The sequence below is a fragment of the uncultured Microbulbifer sp. genome (assembly GCF_947504145.1).
Lineage (GTDB): Bacteria > Pseudomonadota > Gammaproteobacteria > Pseudomonadales > Cellvibrionaceae > Microbulbifer.
Genome location: NZ_CANNGQ010000003.1, coordinates 52,771 through 68,458 on the forward strand (window position 1 = coordinate 52,771; position 15,688 = coordinate 68,458).

Annotated in this window: 8 protein-coding genes; 2 read left to right on the forward strand and 6 right to left on the reverse strand. The window is 58.5% G+C overall.

What is annotated here, in order from left to right:
• Positions 1-257: 257 nt before the first annotated feature.
• The 6 genes from aceF to sbcB all read right to left on the reverse strand — a co-directional run bounded on the left by aceF (position 258) and on the right by sbcB (position 11,011).
• The gene (gene aceF, locus Q1A74_RS10970; RefSeq protein ID WP_299595728.1) at positions 258-1,925 is read right to left on the reverse strand and encodes a dihydrolipoyllysine-residue acetyltransferase; all 1,668 of its coding nucleotides are present in this window, start codon (positions 1,923-1,925) and stop codon (positions 258-260) included.
• Between the two features lie 27 nt (positions 1,926-1,952).
• Positions 1,953-4,622 (reverse strand): pyruvate dehydrogenase (acetyl-transferring), homodimeric type, encoded by a 2,670-nt coding sequence (aceE, locus tag Q1A74_RS10975; RefSeq protein WP_299595730.1) that lies wholly within the window; start codon positions 4,620-4,622, stop codon positions 1,953-1,955.
• Positions 4,623-5,264: 642 nt separating this feature from the next.
• Positions 5,265-5,867: a class GN sortase gene (locus Q1A74_RS10980; protein ID WP_299595732.1), complete on the reverse strand. Its 603-nt coding sequence runs from the start codon at positions 5,865-5,867 to the stop codon at positions 5,265-5,267.
• The gene (locus Q1A74_RS10985) at positions 5,864-8,263 is read right to left on the reverse strand and encodes a marine proteobacterial sortase target protein (RefSeq protein WP_299595734.1); all 2,400 of its coding nucleotides are present in this window, start codon (positions 8,261-8,263) and stop codon (positions 5,864-5,866) included. Before Q1A74_RS10985 ends, Q1A74_RS10980 begins: the two co-directional genes overlap by 4 nt.
• A gap of 125 nt (positions 8,264-8,388) precedes the next feature.
• Complete coding sequence (locus Q1A74_RS10990; protein WP_299595736.1) at positions 8,389-9,405, reverse strand: aspartate carbamoyltransferase; 1,017 nt, start codon at positions 9,403-9,405, stop codon at positions 8,389-8,391.
• Positions 9,406-9,571: 166 nt separating this feature from the next.
• The gene (gene sbcB, locus Q1A74_RS10995; RefSeq protein ID WP_299595738.1) at positions 9,572-11,011 is read right to left on the reverse strand and encodes an exodeoxyribonuclease I; all 1,440 of its coding nucleotides are present in this window, start codon (positions 11,009-11,011) and stop codon (positions 9,572-9,574) included.
• 436 nt (positions 11,012-11,447) lie between these two features.
• Between sbcB and Q1A74_RS11000 the strand changes: the two genes are divergently transcribed.
• Positions 11,448-13,604 (forward strand): vWA domain-containing protein, encoded by a 2,157-nt coding sequence (locus Q1A74_RS11000; RefSeq protein WP_299595740.1) that lies wholly within the window; start codon positions 11,448-11,450, stop codon positions 13,602-13,604.
• Between the two features lie 337 nt (positions 13,605-13,941).
• Entirely contained in the window at positions 13,942-15,678 is a 1,737-nt protein-coding gene (argS, locus tag Q1A74_RS11005) for an arginine--tRNA ligase (protein ID WP_299595742.1), read from the forward strand.
• Positions 15,679-15,688: the final 10 nt, after the last annotated feature.

The following is a 15,688-nucleotide window of genomic DNA, read 5'->3' on the forward strand; positions in this document are numbered from 1 at the left end:
AATTACTCACTGATACTTTCAGTTTAGCGCGCAGGTAGTGTTCGACGACGATGTACAGTAATTAACCAGAATTAAATACGCAGAAATCAACGTTACCCGTATTTAGACGACAATCGGCCACTTGCGACGCATTTATTGCCCGAAAAATGAGACACCGCTCATAAAACTGGGGAGCAACGAACAGACCAAAAAGGGGGCAAAAAAAAAGCGCCGATGGAAAACCACCGGCGCTTTTTTGGACGCTGAGAAACCTAAGGCTACAGCAGCAGCTTGCGCACGTCGGCCAGTACGCCCGCCAGGTAGGTGAGGAAGCGGCCCGCATCGCCACCATTTACGGCGCGGTGGTCGTAAGACAGCGCCAGTGGCAACATCTTGCGCGGTTCAAATTCCTTACCGTTCCACTCCGGGCGAATAGCCAACTTGGACACACCGAGGATACCCACTTCCGGCGCATTGACGATCGGGGTAAAGCCGGTACCGCCAATGGCGCCAAGGCTGGAGATGGTGAAGCAGGCGCCCTGCATGTCACGGGGCTTCAGCTTGCCGTCGCGAGCAGCGATGGCCATCGCAGTGGCTTCTTCTGCCAGCTCGTACAGGCCTTTCTTATCCACATCGCGGATCACCGGAACCATCAGGCCCTTGGGTGTGTCCACCGCCATGCCGATATGCACGTAATCCTTCTTCACGATGTGCTCGCCATCGTTGTGCAGGGATACGTTGAAGCTCGGCACTTCCTGCAGTGCCGCCGCGGCCGCTTTCAGCAGGAAAGGCACTGGAGTGAGCTTCACACCACGCTTTTCCGCCTCGGCTTTCATGGACTTGCGGAAGTCTTCCAGCTCGGTGATGTCCGCGTCGTCGAACTGGGTGACGTGAGGCACGTTCAGCCAGTTGCGGGACATATTGGCTGCGGTGAGCTTGTGGATTTTGCTCATCGGCTCGGTGGTGACCGGGCCAAACTGACTGAAATCCACTTCCGGCATCGGTGCAATACCAATGCCGCCGCCAACACCACCCACAGCACCGCTCTCGGCCTTCTTCACCTGCTCTTTGATGTAGGTGTTCAGGTCGTCTTTGGTGACGCGATTGCGCGGGCCGGTAGGCTTGACCTTATTCAGAGTCACACCCAGTTCGCGGGCCAGTTTGCGCACCGCGGGGCCGGCGTAAACTTCGGCGGAGGGCGTCAGGTCGCGCTCTACATGAGGATCCCGCTTCGGCGCTTGCTGGGGTGCTTCCGCTTCACTCACAGGAGCAGGGGAAGGTGCGGGCGCCGGCGCAGATGCGGCCGGAGCCGGTGCAGGCGCACCACCTCCACTCTCACCCCCGGAAAGGGTCTTGATCACACCGATCACATCACCGGTGGAAACCTTGTCGCCCTCCTTTACAGAGATGGAAACAATGGTACCGGAGGTAGAAGACGGCACGTCCATGGACGCTTTGTCACCTTCCACGACGATGAGCGCGTCACCCTCTTCCACTTCGTCGCCGGCAGAAACAGAAATCTCAATCACGTCCACGGCATCCGCACCGCCGAGGTCGGGAACCTTGATCTCTTCTTCTTTTTCCTCGCCAGCAGACGCCTGGGCTTCTTGGGAGGCCGGTGCTTCTTCAGCAGCCGGCGCAGGCGCAGACTCTTCAGCAGGCGCCGGAGCAGGTTCTTCTGCCGCGTCGCTGCCAGCGTCATCGCCTGCATCGGTTTCCATTTCACCGATCACATCGCCTTCAGAGACCTTGTCACCTTCCTTGACGGAGATGCTCAGGATCTTGCCAGCCATCGGCGCGGGCACGTCCATGGAGGCCTTGTCGCCCTCCACTACAATCAGCGCATCCTCTTCCGCGACCGTGTCACCCACGGCTACGGCGATTTCAATTACATCTACCTGATCGGCGCCGCCGAGATCAGGCACTTTAATGACTTGTTTAGCCATGTCTTTACCTTCCTTATTCAGCGGGCCTTAGACCAGGCGCGGATTTACTTTTTCCGGATCGATATTGAGCTTCTTGATGGCGTCGGCCACCTCAGATGCCTCGATCACGCCCTGATCCGCCAGGCCCTTCAGGGCCGCGATAGCCACGTAGTTGCGGTTTACTTCGAAGAAGCGACGCAGCTGCTCGCGGCTGTCACTGCGGCCGAAGCCGTCGGTGCCGAGGGTGATCATGTCGCCATCGATAAACTCGCGCAGCGGCTCAACGTAGGAACGGATGTAGTCGGTAGACACAACAACCGGCGCTTCGTTGCCTTCAAACTGCTCTTCCACCCAGGACTTACGCGGGGTTTCAGTCGGGTGCAGCATGTTCCAGCGCACTGTGTCCTGACCTTCGCGGGCCGCTTCGGTAGCGGAAGTGAGGTTCCACACGTCGGAGGTCACACCAAACTGGTCGGCGAGAATATCCGCGGCAGCCATGACTTCGCGCAGGATGGAACCGGCGCCGACCAGCTGTACGTGCTTCTTGGCGGCCTTGCCTTTGCCCTTTTTGCGGGAATTGGCATCCAGCTTGTAGATACCGCGGATGATGCCTTCCTCGACACCCTGCGGCATTTCCGGCTGCAGGAAGTTTTCGTTCTCGACGGTGACGTAATAGAACAGGTTTTTCTGCTCTTCGTACATCTCCTTGAGGCCCTGACGAATGATCACTGCCAGGTCGTAACCGAAGGCCGGGTCGTAGCTCTTACAGTTCGGAATAGTACCGGACAGTACCAGGCTGTGGCCGTCCTGGTGCTGCAAGCCTTCACCGTTCAGAGTGGTACGGCCAGCAGTGGCACCGATCAGGAAGCCACGCGCCTGCATGTCGCCCGCCGCCCAGGCGAGGTCGCCAATGCGCTGGAAGCCGAACATGGAGTAGTAGATATAGAAAGGCACCATCGGCACGCCGTGGTTGCTGTAGGCGGTTGCCAGAGCCATCCATGCAGACATGGCGCCGGCTTCGTTGATGCCCTCTTCCAGCACCTGGCCTTTCTTGTCTTCCTTGTAATACATGATCTGGCCGTGATCGACCGGAGTGTATTTCTGGCCCTGGGATGAGTAGATACCCAGCTGACGGAACAGGCCTTCCATACCGAAAGTACGCGCTTCGTCCGGCACGATGGGCGCGACGTTCTTGCCCATCTTCTTGTCTTTCACCAGCACGGACAGCGCACGCACGAACGCCATGGTATTGGAGATTTCGCGGTCGCCAGAGCCTTTGGTCAGGGCGCTGAAGGCGTCCAGTTCCGGGATTTCCAGCTTCGCCACTTCGGTGCTGCGCGACGGTACAGGGCCACCCAGTGCCTTGCGGCGCTCGGCCATGTACTTCATTTCCGGGCTGTCTGGCGCCGGGCGGTAGTAGGGAACTTCCTCGATTTCCTTATCGGTAATCGGGATCGCGAAGCGGTCGCGGAAGCGCTTCAGCGCCTCGGTGTCCATCTTCTTGACGTTGTGGGTATCCATTGCCGCTTCACCGGCAGCACCCAGGCCGTAGCCTTTTACGGTCTGCGCCAGGATCACGGTAGGCTTGCCCTTGCTCGCCATGGCTTCGGCGTAAGCCGCGTACACCTTGTACGGGTCGTGGCCGCCGCGGTTGAGCTTCATGATTTCTTCGTCGGAGAAGTCTTTGACCATCTCCTCGAGCTCCGGGTATTTGCCGAAGAAGTGCTCGCGGGTATAGGCGCCACCGTTGGCCTTGAAGTTCTGCATCTCGCCATCGACGGTCTCGTCCATGACTTTCTGCAGCAGGCCTTTTTCGTCTTTATCGAACAGCGGATCCCACAGGCGGCCCCACAGGACCTTGATCACGTTCCAGCCGGCACCGCGGAATACGCCTTCCAGCTCTTGAACAATTTTGCCGTTACCACGGACCGGGCCATCCAGGCGCTGCAGGTTACAGTTGACCACGAAGACCAGGTTTTCCAGCTTCTCGCGGCCCGCCAGCGCAATCGCGCCGAGGGATTCTGGCTCGTCACACTCGCCGTCACCGAGGAATGCCCACACCTTGCGATCGCCGCGCGGAGACAGACCGCGGGCCGACAGGTAGCGCATGATGTGCGCCTGGTAGATCGCCTGAATCGGGCCCAGGCCCATGGATACGGTGGGGAACTGCCAGTATTCCGGCATCAGCCACGGGTGCGGGTACGAGGACAGGCCCTTACCGTTCACTTCGCGACGGAAGTTGTCGAGCTGTTCCTCGTCAAAACGGCCTTCCAGGTAGGAGCGGGCGTAGATGCCCGGCGCACTGTGGCCCTGGAAGAAGATGAGGTCGCCGCGCTCTTCAGCTTCGTTGCCGCGGAAGAAGTAGTTGAACGCGACGTCGTACAGAGTCGCTGCAGACGAGAAGCTGGCGATGTGGCCACCCAGGCTGTCGCTGTTGGAGTTGGCGCGTACCACCATGGCCAGCGCGTTCCAGCGGATCAGGGAGCGAATACGACGCTCCATGAACAGATCACCGGGCATACGCTTTTCCGCGTCCGGCGGAATGGTATTGCGGTACGGAGTGGTAATGGCCGCCGGCAGCTGTACGCCGGTGTTGGTGGCGCGGTCAGACAGCTGCTTGATCAGGAACGCGGCGCGTTCCTTACCGCTGTGACGGATGACCGCCTGCAGCGCGTCCAGCCACTCTTGCGTTTCCTGAATGTCGGTTTCTTCGTGCATCAAATGCTCCTCGGCGAATATACGACGTCGAGTCGGTGTTTTTTATGGTCAGAATTATTTGTGGCGCAACAGTACCTCAAACACCGGGATTTCCCCCGGGTTCTGCGACCAGATTCGCCAGATCACCGCCTTTTGTGGCGGAAAAGCAACGAACGGTGGTCAACGTTTCAGCAGTGCATGAAACGGGAGGGACTGTGCGACCTGAATACCGCCGGCCATCGGAGCCTGTTCAGGGGCTCGTTAATACCGGCTCGACTTTGAATTCGGCGTTGAATTCTCGGCCCGTCAACTGTAGGGCGGACGCCTTACGGCGCACAGAGATGCCCTCAATTAACCGGCTGCATGTGCGTAAGCGGGGGCGATTGTAGTATTACTACAAACGTTTTTCCAGATAGGACGATTAGTAACAAATAAAACCAATTTGTAAAACAATTATTTGCCAATTGGCAGGTTTACTGAAACATATAGCGGTCAAAGTAGAAAATTTTGTTACAAAATTGAGTCCAAAAAATCGGTTTTGGTCACGTTTTCCCGCCATCCCGGCGCAGGTGAGGACTCCAGAATGGACGGCCGTACCAGCCGCGACACAAATCTACCGACCTCAAGCTTGACGAAAACCACCGGCGAATACCAATTCGCAGACTACATCTGCACCGTAGAAACCGGGTCGACATGGTCCGCGTACACCAAATAGCGCAGGGCCCCCCCCACAGTTACGGCATCGAAGGGATAACAGGTTACCAGTAGCAGCCCCGGCACTCTCGCCACCGGCAAACGCTCGGTTTCACTGTTGACCACTTTCGATCCTCGGACTCGATAGGCGTGCCAGCGCCCACTCTTATCTTGCAGCTGTATCACCGCACCGGGTTTCAGCGTCCCGAGATTGCGGAAATGCGTGTCCTTGTGTGCGGCAATGACGGTGGTGCGGGGTTCGGCCAGATTGCCGGGCTCACCGGAGCCGATGAGCAGCCCCGGCCCGAATGCCAGTGCCTGGCCGCTGGTTCCGTGCAATACCGTCAGCGCTTTTTCACCCCCTATTTTCAACCGGGCTACCGGCCAGGTATCTGCCCAGGGCCAGGGCTTCTGTTCCTCGCTGCTGGCGAGCTGGCGCTGCCAGGAATCGCTGATCAGGTACTGGGCCACTTCTGCTTTCAGCAGCAGCCAGGCACCGCCGCCCAGCTGCCACAGCCCAACCGTGATGCAGAGTGTGGATATCCACGGGCCGAATCGCGCTATCCGAGTCATTGAGGCAGTCCAGACTGGCGGCCCTGGTTGCGACGACGGAGGTCCGGAATCACACCGCGCAGCCAGCGACGCAAAGCGCGCTCAGCAGACGACTTCCCTTTGCGGAGCCATTGCCAGTGTCCGCCCCATCGCGCAGCCAGTTGCTGACCGCGCTGAACAGACCGCAAGAGACCGCCCAATGTCAGAAGTATTGCCGCGAGAATCAGCTGCCCATACACACCGGTTGCGGTGGAAGGATACGTAAACGACTGCATTACCTGCCCGCGAGCAACGGCATTGGGTACCGGGTTTGACTTGAGCGACTCCGACTGCGGGCGCACCGGAGTTTCTTCAACCGCAACAAAGCTCGTGTACGGGCTGGCCAGCTGATAACCCAAGGCCAGGCCGAGAATATTTTCCCGCAGCGGATCGACCGCCTCGGGATCATTGATCGGTCCGCGCTCGCGCTGCTCGTCGCGCAGAGCACCGATTTTCTCCCGCGCCCACAGGCTGCCGATTCCCTTACCCGATTGATCGACCGACAGCTGACTCAACGACAATCTGCGGGTAAACCGCTTGCCGGCCAGACGGCCACTGATCACCACATCTCCACTTGCGGCCGTACCCAGCGCGCTACCATCGGTCCGCGCCATCAGGCGAATCGGTTCGCCGCGATACAGATCCGGCAAGCGCTTGGGGTAAGACTCCACCTTGATGCCCTGTGGCCATTGCACTTCAAGGTCTGTCACCAGTGGGCTTTCCAGTTTTTCAAACAGCGCGCCCATCTTGCGCTGCACTTCCGCCAGGTCGCCAATCTGCACAAAACTGCCGCGGCCATACTGCGCTGCTTTGGTCATAAAAAAATGGTTGGGTGCGGAACCAATACCCACGGTAAACAGGCGGGTTTCCCCAAGGCGCTGACGAATCATCTCAAACAACGCACGTTCATTGCCCACAGAGCCGTCAGTAATAAAAACTACCTGCCGCACCAGCTCTCCAGTCTGGTGGTCCAGCTGCTGTGAAAGCGCCTCTCTCAACGCCGGGGCCATGCGCGTGCCGCCGGCAGCCTGCAGAGATTCCACCCAACTGCGGGCGCGCTGGATATTTTCCGGAGTGGCGATGATGGGGCGGGGAAAAAGATTGCTGTGGGTACTGTTGAATTCAATGATATTGAAGCGGTCCATGGCAGTCAGACGAGACAATGCCAGCAGCAAACTCTCTTTGGCCTGGCGAATGGAGTTGCCTCCCATGGAGCCGGAGGTATCCACCACATACACGACCTCGCGCGGTAGCTTGCGCGCGGTCAAGTTTTCCTGGGGCGGGAGCAACAGTAATTGCAAATACTGCGCGGCGGGCTCGCTGGCCATTGCCGACTGCTCGGCAAACAATGCAGCCGCGGGCATGGCCGATGTTTGCGGGCGCCAGTACAGCGCGAAGTCGCGATCCATGGGCACACTGCCCTGCTTCAGGCTCACCTGATAACGGTGGTCCTTCTCGCGATGGAAATTCACCTCGTGGTAGGGACTGAAAATATCCGCGAGCGGCAACCCCATGCCCAGGTCCACACGAATTTTCATCTGGTGGCTGCCACTGTGGGCTGCCAGCTCGGCCGCCGGCATCATTACCGGGGAGATCTCATCCGCATCAGGTACCTGATCGGTAGGCAGAGACCAACCGTGTGCGTTCAACGCAACTGCCTGTGTTGCCGCCACCGGCGTACCCGGCATATAGCGCGGTGTCAGTGTACTGGGCAATCGCAGGCTGAACTGACCACTGTCGAAGCGCAGGGTCTGCAGATAACGCACTTCCACCGAGATTTCATCTCCCGGTGCGATATTGGCCACACGGCTGGTAAACAGGTTCGGGCGCTGCTGCTCCAGCAATGCCGCACGCTTACCCGCCGCCCTGGCTTCTTTGTAGACTTTTTTTGCTTCTTCCCGCTCGCGCACCTTGCCAAGGATACGGCGCTCGCCGATTACAATTTCCATTCCATTGACCGCGGCGCTCTCTGGCAGCGGCAGTACGTACACCGCCTCCTGCCAGTCATTACTGGTATTGCGGAATTGCTGCTCCAGTTTGACCTCGGCCACCAGCCCGCGCACACGGATATCCACTTCCGTGCCCAGATGCATCGCGGGACTATATCGCCCGGGCTCAGAGCCGCTAAACAGCAGGTCACCACTGCCGGACTCATTCATGCTGACGTTTTCGAACTGTTCCAGAGTCTCCTCGTCACTGTGCTCAATAGTTTGCGCACGGGCGCCAAGCGCGGCCACCAGCACGGCGATGGCGGTAACCAGCAACAACAGCCAGCTGCCACCGCGACTTTTGCGGTAGCGGCGGCGGTAGTATTCGTCGTTTGGGAGAATCAGCAGTTCGCGCGAAATGCGCGGCGCATGAAAAAAGGGACGGTTCACAGAAGCCTCCAGATATTTACGTTCTGAAGGCATTAAACGAGAGCAAGCTGGCGAGGGCCGGGCCGAATTAAGGCCCACTGAAGATCAAAAAGGGCGAATTGTGGCAGCGCCCGATTTGAAAGGCGCTATATCTGATTGCGGCGCGTCTGCCAGGTTATCGGCCGCGCGTACTGATCCACCTTGTCGTCCACCCCCAACAACATGGCAAACAATGCCATCCGCACCAGCAGGCCGTTGTCGGTCTGGCGGAAAATCGCCAAGCTCGGGTGTTCGTTCAGGTCGGAATCCAGCTCGTTGGCTTCCGCGCGGGAGTCCCGCGGCAGCGGGTGCATGATGACGGTGTTGGGCTCGGCATGGCGGGTGAAGATATCCCGGTTGAGCCGGAAGCGGCCGCGGTAGCGGTCGGCTTCTTCCTGGGATTCAAATCGCTCTTCCTGAATGCGGGTGGAGTAGACAATATCCACATGCTTGATGGACTGCTCGAGCTGATCGGATACCGTGACCTGGTGACCCGCCTCGCGGAGTTTTTCGATGACGACATCCGGCATCGCCAGTTCTTCCGGCGAGACAAACACCAGCTGCACGTTGTTGAACAGGCACAGTAATTTGCACAGGGAGTGCACGGTACGTCCGTATTTCAGATCGCCGATCATGGCGATACGGAAGTTGTCCAGGGAACGGCCCTTGCCTTCCAGCTCCTTGCGGATGGTGTACAGGTCGAGCAGTGCCTGGGTAGGGTGTTCGTTGGCGCCGTCGCCGCCGTTAACTACTGGCACGCGGCTGGCGGCGGCAAACTCGGCCACAGAGCCTGACTGTGGGTGGCGCATGCAGATGACGTCAGAATAGCCGGAGAGGACCCGCGCGGTGTCGTACAGGGATTCGCCCTTGGCCAGGGCACTGGCGGAAATGCCGACGGTCTCGCGCACGGTGCCGCCGAGCAGGTTGAAAGCACAACCAAAACTGACACGGGTACGAGTGCTGGGTTCCAGGAACATATTGCCGAGGATAGCGCCCTCGAGTACCCGGGTGACCTTTTCCCGGCGGGCGTAGGGGACCATGGTGTCTGCCACGGCAAAAATACGGTCGATGTCGCCGCGCTCAAACTGGCTGACGGAAAGAATATTGGCGCCGATAAAGTCCATTGATGCTCCACTTCATGCACTGATTTGCGCCGGGATCGCCGGCGGCTTTGCGGGCGCTATTCTACGCGGGCTTGCGCTGGTGATACAGCCGGGAATTCGTGGATGCGCGGTGCCAGCCCCCGATGCGAAGCACCCTGCTGGCTCCAACAAGGAAGAAGGAAGCGTCTCAACCCAGGAGTGCATCACCCCAGGCTTCGAGCTGATCCAGCAGCGCCGTGCGATCCGGGTATTCAGTCCGCAGCCGCGCAATCTCCTCGAAATACGCCTCCATCGTGATACTCCCACCAAACGCCGGATCCGTGAGCCGCTGATAACGCCACTCCTCCCAGCGCTCCGCTTCCTCTTCGCCAAGCGTGTCTGGGAAGTTACGCGCCCGCAGGCGAAAGAGTAGCTCGGGCAGGCGCGAATCGGTAAACGGCACCGGCCCGGCCAACGCGTCCGCGCCGCGGCTTGTGAGGGCATTGTGCAGCTGGCGGCAGGTATCGCGGTCGGCATCGTTCATAAAGCCGTCGTAGAGGCGGGCCTCCACGTCTTTTGCCGGGAAGTCGCCGTCGAGGAAAACCTTGTGCAGTTTTTCGGTCAGGTCCAGCCCCTGCAGCGTCTGCCAGTTGGCCACGCAGGCCGCTTTGTCGATCTGCAGATCGGCGGCGCGCTGGTCGGAGAGCATTTTCGCCGGCGCCAGTACCGGGCAGCGGTTCAAATGGATCAGCTTCAGCCCCGCCGGCAGCTCTCCTTCACCCAACTTGTCGCGGGCCGTATACAGGCGTTCGCGCAGGGCATCGGCATCCAGGTCCAGAATCGGCTGCGGGTCCATAGCCAGATTCGCACAGATGACCGCATTGCGGTTCACCGGGTGCATGGCCAGCGGCAGAACATAGGTGAGATGCCCGTGGGTCGCCGGCACCTTGCCGGAGATATGCAGAAGCGGCTTGCGGTCGCGCGGATTGAGGATTTTTGCCACTTCCTGTTTGCGGCGCAGGTTGTACACGTATTCGTAAAGCTTGGGCTGCCTGTCGCGGATCAACCTCGCCATATCGATGGTGGCGTGCACGTCGGACAATGCATCGTGCGCACCTTCGTGACTGATGCCATTGGCCGCGGTGAGCTCTTCCAGGCGGAAAGAGGGGACGCTTTCGCCGGCGGCGGTTTTCCGCTCCGGCCACACAATACCCTCCGGGCGCAGGGCGTATGTAAGCCGCACCATATCGATGATGTCCCAGCGGCTGTTGCCGGACTTCCACTCGCGCTCGTAGGGATCCAGTAGATTGCGGTACAGGGTGTGACGGGTGACCTCATCGTCAAACCGCAGGCTGTTGTAGCCTACCCCGCAGGTGCCCGGCGCCCCCAGCTCGTCGACGATGCGCTTTATGAACTCGATTTCCGGCAGCCCTTCCGCCAGCGCCTTTTGTGGCGACAGCCCGGTGACCAGTGCGGCCATCGGCTGCGGCAGACAGTCACTGGCGGGTTTGGCGTAGATCATCAGCGGTTCGCCGACCACGTTCAGGGCTTCATCCGTACGGATACCGGCAAACTGAGAGGGCTTGTCTGCGCCCGGGTTCACCCCCCAGGTTTCATAGTCGTGCCAATAAAGTGTGGTACCAGACATGTCTCCCCCCATTCCCTACAGTGCGCGCCATATTAACCCAGCAGACAGATCCCGCGCAGGTTGCAATGCTTCCCGAGCCCAGTAAATTTCGTCTTTCTTTATGTCTCTTGCAACGGTGCGGATTTCGACCAAAGCTCCGGAACTACAATCTCTCATTCAGATACCGCGCAGCATTAACCGATAAAAAGTGCAAAAAACAACGCATTGAAGACTGCACTTTATCGTTGCACGAGGATCGCCCTTCCCGACCTTACTTCAACGCTCCACCAACGCAAAACTACCTACCAGATTAGCCCCATTTAGCCATTGAACCGCATCACATTTTTATGTCTAATCCCCCGCCAAAGGCAGTGGGGGCCAGTCATATCTAGATGACATTGATGTTTTTATCGCCGCCTTTTCCACGATTAAAACAAAGTGCACTTGGGATTCGTTCATGTACAAAGATATCGATCTGAAAAAAATACTTGGGGTGGCGCTTCTGAGCGCCTGTCTTACCGCCTGCGGCGGCGGAGGTGGCTCTAGCGACAATGACACACCGCCCACCAACAACGGAAATGGTGGTGGTGACGGTGGGAACGGTAGCGGGGACGGTAGCGATGGCGGAGACGGCAGTGATGCCCCCGAATCGAGCGCACGCCTACACGGTATCCAGGGATTCTATGCCGCACCATCCCTCGTACAGGTCCTGTTCCAAGCCTTTGATGAAGAAGATGAACCAAAACCCGGCTTAACGCTGGCGGACTTCACTATCACCAATGATGGCACTGACATCACCAACAGCGAGGAATCTCTCGCCGCCATTGCACCCGCGACCGGCCTGGGTTTCACCCTGCCGACCGTGTTTGCACTGGACGTTTCCGCCAGTGTTAGCGACAGCGAAATCCAGCAGGCAGTGGCCCAGCTCCGCGCAATCCTTCTGGAAGAAGTAAAAGTGGAAAACGGCTCAGAAGGTGAAACCGAGCTCAGCAGCAAGCTGCTCGACGGCCAGCAGATCGCCATCGTTATCTATGACGGCGACATCACTACACAGCTACCCTTCACTCGCAACGTGACACTGATCGACAATGCGCTGACGGACCTGGCCAACTTCGTACGCGCTGCACGTCCCGACAACAGTTCCACAAACCTCTACGGCGCAACCAGATATGCGCTGAATCTGTGGCAGGACTCGTTTACCAGCTCCAACATTGTGCAGGGCTATGCAGTCATTATTAGTGACGGTAATGACGAGGCTAACCCAGGCGCCAAAGACGACACTATCGCGTTCATCCAGGACAGCGGCAAGCGGGTGTTCACCATCCCGACGTCCACAGACGCTACCGAACTGCACTTCCTTGCCAGCAACCCAGAGTACGCTCTAGCCACCACAGATTTTGACCAGCTAGGTGAAGAGCTGACAAGCGTCTCCGCGCGTATCCAGAATATTCTGAACGCCATTTATGTACTGGAATTCTCCTCCCCGCGACGTGATGGCAGCACTTACGAGCTAGGCATCACCTACTCCACCGGCGCGGGCGAGCCGACTATTCGCGGCACATATAACACTGCGGGCTTTAATGGCGACATGCCTGCAGAGCTGCGCATTAACGGGCTACCGGTTGCGCAAAACCTCAACACGCTGAGCAGCACCATTATCAACCTTCAACCGGGCGAAAGCGTGGAGCTCACTGCAACCACCCGCTGGAAAGGCAAGGGGGAAGAAAGCTCCTATTCCTGGATTGAAAGTAATTCAGCCGGTGCCATCAGCCTCGAGGCCAATAGCGGTGAAACTATTACCCTGACCGCCAATAGCGAAGTCGGCTCCGAGTACATTACCGTCACCGATGAAAATGTGCTAATTGGCGCAGGTAATGTAAACCCGGTTTCTGAGGATATTTACTTCTACGTATCAGAAACGGATGTCACCGCCAGCAACCTGCATATTGCTTCAGGTCAGTCTGTATCTCTCGTTGCCACCTCCAGCGCGGCCAACAAGCCGATCTTTGCGTGGGCAACAACCAACAGCGCTTGCCGCCTGAGCGCGACGCGCGGCGATGAAGTTACCGTAACCAGCAGCACTACCACTTACGGGCACTGCGGAGTTACTGTTACCGATAGCGCTAACGCCAACGCCAGATACTACATTCCAATGACCTATGGTCGTCAGGGCACGCCTATCGAGCTGATCAACGAACAGCCGGTCGCCCCCCTGTACGACTTTGAGTCTGGAAGCTCGCCAGATGAGCGTTTCAGTCCCTGGACTGTGGTCTCGGCAAACAACGCTGACTCCTCAAACAATGCAAACGGCAACTACATTTTGCAAGCGGCGCCAATCAGCCACGGCCAGACGAGCAGCTTCGAGTTTGTTTCCGTTTCTGCAGAGTCCATCAGCTTTGATTATTCGGTGAGCTCCGAACAAAATTACGACACCTTCGAGTTTTATATCGACGGTGTACAAGTGCTCCAGGAAAGCGGCGCAGCCGACTGGCAGACGTACACCAGTGAGACTCTGAGCAGTGGCTCCCACACATTCACCTGGGTGTACCGCAAGGACGTATCCGAATCAGGCAACAGTGATACCGCCTGGGTCGACAATATCCGCTTCGAGTGACCCCAAGCCCGAATAGGTATTGGCAAAAGTAAGCTTTGCCGCCAAATACCACAGAACAATCCCGCATATTAATGCGGGATTTTTTTGCCCAGACCCTGTACAATTTTTAACCAACCGGAGGAAATCTTCCGGTTTGCGCACTTCCACAGACTTCGCCTGGTAGCCCCATGCCGTAAAATCAACGGTAGCTTTTCGGTCAAACCCAGAGCTGGTATTTGCTACCCGTTCACAGCGCAGGTTGCAATGCCCCCACCGCCCATTAAAATCCCGCCTTCTTCTATATTCTTCATTGTCCAGAATCTCAGTATTCAGAACGCCAACGGGATATCGCCCCCCTATGAACATTCGCCAGCAGCTCAACGAACTCTTTCAGGCCGCCATGACTGCCGCCGGCATCCCCGCCGACTGCAGCCCCGCCGTCGCCCCAGCCAAAAAGGCCGGCTTCGGTGACTACCAGGCCAATGGCGCCATGGGCGCCGCCAAAAAGATGGGCACCAACCCCCGCGAGCTGGCCGCCAAGATCGTCGACAACCTGGGCGAACAGCCGATGATCGACAAGGTCGAGATCGCCGGCCCGGGCTTTATCAATATCCACCTGAGCGACTCCTGGCTGGGCGAGACCCTGGCCGCGGCCCGCGCCAACGAGCGCCTGAACATCGCCGTAGCGGCAGAGCCGCAGACCGCGGTGCTGGACTACTCCCACCCCAACCTCGCCAAAGAGATGCATGTGGGCCACCTGCGCACCACCATCATCGGCGACGCCCTCGCCCGCCTACTGGAATTCCAGGGCCACAAGGTCATCCGCCAGAACCACATGGGCGACTGGGGCACCCAGTTCGGCATGCTGCTGGCACACCTGGCAGATAAGCTGGAAGACCAGGATGCCGAAGTGGCCCTGAAAGATCTGGAAGTGTTCTACCGCGAAGCCAAGGTCCGCTTCGACGAAGAAGAAGGCTTCGCCGATCGCGCGCGGGAATACGTGGTGAAACTGCAGGGTGGCGATGCCGATTGCTTGAAACTGTGGCAGCGTTTTATCGACGTCTCCATCAGCCACGCAGAAGAGATTTACCAGAAGCTGGGCGTCACCCTGCAGCGCAAAGACGTCTACGCCGAGAGTCAGTACAACGACGACCTGCCGGTGCTGGTGAAAGACCTTATCGACCGCGGCATCGCCGTGAAAGACCAGGGCGCCATCGTCGCTTTCCTGCCGGAAATGGCGGACAAGGAAGGCAACCCGAGCGTGGTGATCATCCAGAAAAAAGGCGGTGGCTACCTCTACGCCACCACCGACCTGGCAGCCATCCGCTACCGCGCCAATGTGTTGAACGCCGACCGCATTCTCTATGTCGTAGACGCCCGCCAGTCCCTGCACCTGCAGCAGGCGTTTACCGTCGCCCGCAAGGCCGGCTACATCGCCGACAGCCAGACTCTGGAACACTGCCCCTTTGGCACCATGATGGGCAACGACGGCAAGCCGTTCAAAACCCGCACTGGCGGCACCGTAAAACTGGCGGAACTGCTGGATGAAGCGGTGGAGCGTGCCACGGCACTGGTGGCGGAGAAAAACGCAGACCTGAGCCCGGAAGAGTGCGCCGAAATCGGCCGTGTGGTGGGTATCGGTGCCGTGAAATACGCCGACCTCAGCAAAACCCGCACCAACGATTACGTGTTCAACTGGAATGCCATGCTGGCATTCGAGGGCAACACCGCGCCCTACCTGCAGTACGCCTACACCCGCGTGCGCAGCATATTCCGCCGCGCCGGTGTGGAGCCGTCCGAACTGAACGGTGACATCGTATTGGGCACCGACGCCGAGCGCGCGCTGGCAATCAAGCTGAATCAGTTTGGCGAGGTTCTGGATCAGGTAGCGAAAGACACTTTCCCACACGTGCTGTGTACTTATCTGTACGAGCTGGCGAGTGTGTATATGAGCTTCTATGAAGCCTGCCCGGTGCTGAAGGAAGGAGTCAGCGAAGAGGATAAGCAGAGCCGTTTGCAGCTGTGCGACCTGGTAGCACGTACTCTGTCTACTGGCCTGGCGCTGCTAGGTATCGAAACCCTGGAAAAGATGTAAATTTTGGATC